This window comes from Pseudonocardia pini (genome assembly GCF_013870575.1).
GTDB classification, from domain to species: domain Bacteria; phylum Actinomycetota; class Actinomycetes; order Mycobacteriales; family Pseudonocardiaceae; genus Pseudonocardia; species Pseudonocardia pini.
Map to the genome: position 1 here is coordinate 1 of NZ_JACBXB010001178.1, position 1161 is coordinate 1161.

1 protein-coding gene and 1 pseudogene are annotated in these 1161 nt (G+C 73.4%); one reads left to right on the forward strand and one right to left on the reverse strand.

Annotated features, from left to right (window positions below):
* Positions 1 to 344: pseudogene (locus tag H5J29_RS33610) on the forward strand (hypothetical protein); the annotation flags it as partial.
* A 124-nt stretch (positions 345 to 468) separates the two neighbouring features.
* On the opposite strand, the gene H5J29_RS33615 reads toward H5J29_RS33610, so the two are convergent.
* Positions 469 to 1161: endonuclease domain-containing protein (locus H5J29_RS33615; RefSeq protein ID WP_220188247.1), on the reverse strand; the 693-nt coding region annotated here is incomplete at its 5' end.

Below are 1161 nucleotides of genomic sequence, written 5' to 3' on the forward strand. Positions count from 1 at the left end.
CATCCAGACCGACCGGCAGAGCATGGGCGTCACGGTGCACACCCAGAACACCACGCGGGCAGGCCGAGCAGGCCCGGCTGGTGTCCGGCACCGAGGTCGTCAGGGCGGCGCACGCCGAGTCCGCGCGGCTGATCGACAACGCCGAGGGCGAGGCGGACCGGCTGCGGCAGGAGTGCGACGGGTACGTCGACGCCAAGCTCGCCGAGTTCGAGGACACCCTGACCAAGGCGTTGCGCACCGTCTCGCGGGGCCGCAGCCAGCTGTGGAAGGGCGGCTCCCCGAACGGCACCCCGGCCCCCGCCATGCACGGGCGGACGGGGACGGGGATGGATCTGATCGACTAGCGGTCCCGCGGTCTTTCGGCGTTCGCGGTCCAAGATCGCACGTTTCGTGCTCTCAGCGCGGCAAGGTCGCTGTTTGCGTGCGCTCAGCGTTGTGGGCACAGCACTGGGAGCACCGAATCGCCGATCATGAACGGAGCAGTGCGCGCCCGTCGGAGAAGCCGGCGAGGATCGAGCGGACCTCCGCCACGATGAGCTCGGGCGAGCCGAGCACCACGTGCGACGGGTAGCGCAGCAGCCGCCACCCGGCTCGCGCGAGCTCGGCCTCCCGGGCGAGGTCGCGACGCGCCTGTTCGGGCTCGCGGTGGTGGCCGCCGTCGTGCTCGATGCCGAGCAGTACCTCGGGATAGGCGTGGTCGAGGCGGTGCCTGCCGGTCCGGAACTGCACCCGCGGCGCCGGCAGGCCTGCCAGGACCAGCGCCATCCTGATCCGCGACTCCATCGGCGACTCCGCGGCAGGATTCAGCAGACCGAGCACCCGGGGGAGGTCGACGGTGCCGTGGGCCCCGGGGTGGTGGCGCCAGACCCTCCGGATCGCGTCGGCGTCGACACCGCACCGGTGGGCGACGGCGTCCGCACCGGCGACGCGCTCGGTCGGCGTCGGCGCCCAGCGGGCGATGTCGAACGCGGTGCGCGCAGGCAGCGTGACCGAGACTCCCGCCCGCATGCCCACCTCGTCGTGATGGAGGTGGACCCGGCGCGGGCGGACGCCCGGTGGTGTCCTGGTCCGACTGCGCAGGATCAGGTCGACGGGCGCGTCCGCCGGGCCGCACGACGCGCCGTACAGCTCTCCGGCGGCCCCAACGGCAAGACCCGCCGC